The sequence below is a fragment of the Leucobacter soli genome (assembly GCF_042659205.1).
Taxonomy (GTDB): Bacteria; Actinomycetota; Actinomycetes; order Actinomycetales; family Microbacteriaceae; genus Leucobacter; species Leucobacter soli.
Genome location: NZ_JBHSRW010000351.1, coordinates 1 through 1,665, shown reverse-complemented (window position 1 = coordinate 1,665; position 1,665 = coordinate 1). Strand labels below are relative to the sequence as shown.

The 1,665-nt window shown below is 70.1% G+C and carries 3 protein-coding genes; 2 read left to right on the top strand and 1 reads right to left on the bottom strand.

Annotated elements, in window-relative coordinates; all coding sequences use genetic code 11:
- The coding region (locus ACFPZL_RS13005; RefSeq protein WP_382335794.1) for a threonine aldolase family protein at positions 1 to 523 on the top strand (523 nt) is incomplete at its 5' end.
- A gap of 109 nt (positions 524 to 632) precedes the next feature.
- Here ACFPZL_RS13005 and ACFPZL_RS13000 read toward each other — a convergent pair.
- Positions 633 to 1,250 carry a LysE/ArgO family amino acid transporter gene (locus tag ACFPZL_RS13000; protein WP_218114560.1) on the bottom strand — a complete coding sequence of 206 codons (618 nt, stop codon included), beginning with the start codon at positions 1,248 to 1,250 and terminating at the stop codon, positions 633 to 635.
- A 134-nt stretch (positions 1,251 to 1,384) separates the two neighbouring features.
- On the opposite strand from ACFPZL_RS13000, the gene ACFPZL_RS12995 reads away from it, so the two are divergent.
- A partial coding sequence (locus ACFPZL_RS12995) for a LysR family transcriptional regulator (RefSeq protein ID WP_382335792.1) occupies positions 1,385 to 1,665 on the top strand: 281 nt, incomplete at its 3' end.

Here is a 1,665-nt window from a genome sequence, read left to right as displayed (position 1 = left end):
CGTCAGCGCGACGAGGAGATCTCGCGGCTGCACCCTCGCCGAGATCACGAGCGAGGCCGGCGTCGACGTGCTCAGCCTGGGCGGCACCAAGAACGGGCTGCTGGGCGCCGAGGCCGTCGTCGTGCTACGGCCGGCAGCCGCGCCGGGGCTCGAGTATCTGCGGAAGCTGAACATGCAGCTCGGCTCGAAGACCCGCTTCGTCTCGGCCCAGCTGCTCGCGCTCTACGAGGGCGAGCTCTGGCAGCGCTCGGCGACCCACGCCAACGCGATGGCGGCACGACTGCGGCGCGGAATCGAGCAGCTGGCCGTCGGCGCGGGCGGAGTCCGGATCGGCCTGCCCTACGCGACCGAATCGAACGTGGTCTTCGCGCGGCTCCCCGCCGCCGCGACCGCCGGTGCGCGCGAGCGCTTCCACTTCTACGACTGGCCGGGCGATCCCGAACTCGTGCGCCTCATGTGCAGCTTCGATACGAGGCCCGAGGATGTGGACGAGCTCGTAGCGGCCATCGCCGCGCACCTCTGACCGGAATCACCGACCCGCGGCACCGGCCCGCAAGACCGGCCCGAACACCTGACGGGCGCCGGGTCCGTGCACCGCTTCCCGGACCGACCGGGAGCCCGTGCGCCCGGGTTCAGCCGGAGACGGCGTCCAGTATCAGGCGGGCCGCGATCACCAGCATGGTCGCGGCGATGATCCAGTCGAGGATCTGCCACGCCCGCGGCTTCGCGAAGAAGCGCGTGAGCAGCCGGGCGCCGTAGCCGAGGGCGGTGAACCACGCGACGCTCGCGATGGCGCCGCCGAGCCAGAACCACCATCTGGCGGGGTCCGCGCCCTGCGCGTTGCCGATCGATCCCATGAGCACCATCGTGTCGAGATAGACGTGCGGGTTGAGGTAGGTGATGGCGAGGCAGGCCAAGATCGTCCGGCGCAGCGATCCGGCGCCGCCGTTCTCGGTGACCAGCGATTCCGTGCGCATCGCGCGCCGGGCGGCGCTCCACGCGTACCAGAGCAGGAACGCGATGCCGCCCCAGCGGATGACCTCCAGCAGCACTGGGGCGCGCTCGACGACGAAGCCGATCCCGGCGATGCCGAGGAGCTCGAGCAGCGCATCGGTGAGCCCGCAGATCAGGACCACGGGCAGCACGTGCTGCCGGCGAATGCCCTGCTGGAGGACGAAGGCGTTCTGCGCGCCGATCGCGACGATCAGCGAGAGACCGGAGGCGAAGCCGATGAGTGCGGGAGCGAGCATGGACTCGACGCTACGCGGGGACGACGCTCGTCTGCTACTTCAGGATCCCTGAATATTCTGAATTAACATAAGCATTGCTTCATCATTCCGAGAAGTGCGAGCAAGCGCTCGTCCCGCACCACGAAGGAGTACCCGTGGAACTCCCGCTCGAGCACCTCTCGACCTTCGCCGCCATCATCGACGAGGGCAGCTTCGAAGGCGCCGCGCGCCGCCTGCACATCACGCCGTCGGCGGTCAGCCAGCGCATCAAGGCGATGGAGCAGCGCGTCGGATCGGTGCTCGTGCAGCGCAGCCGCCCCGTCGAGGTGACGACGGCCGGCACGACGATCCTCCGCCTCGCCCGCCAGTACGATCGCCTCCTCGATGACGCCGCGCGCGAACTCGGCGGCGGCCCGGCCGGCGGCGCCGTGATGCC

What these genes read in the sequence shown, in the direction of transcription:
- ACFPZL_RS13000 (WP_218114560.1), bottom strand. Translation starts at nt 1,250, where the DNA reads ATGCTCGCTCCCGCACTCATCGGCTTCGCCTCCGGTCTCTCGCTGATC.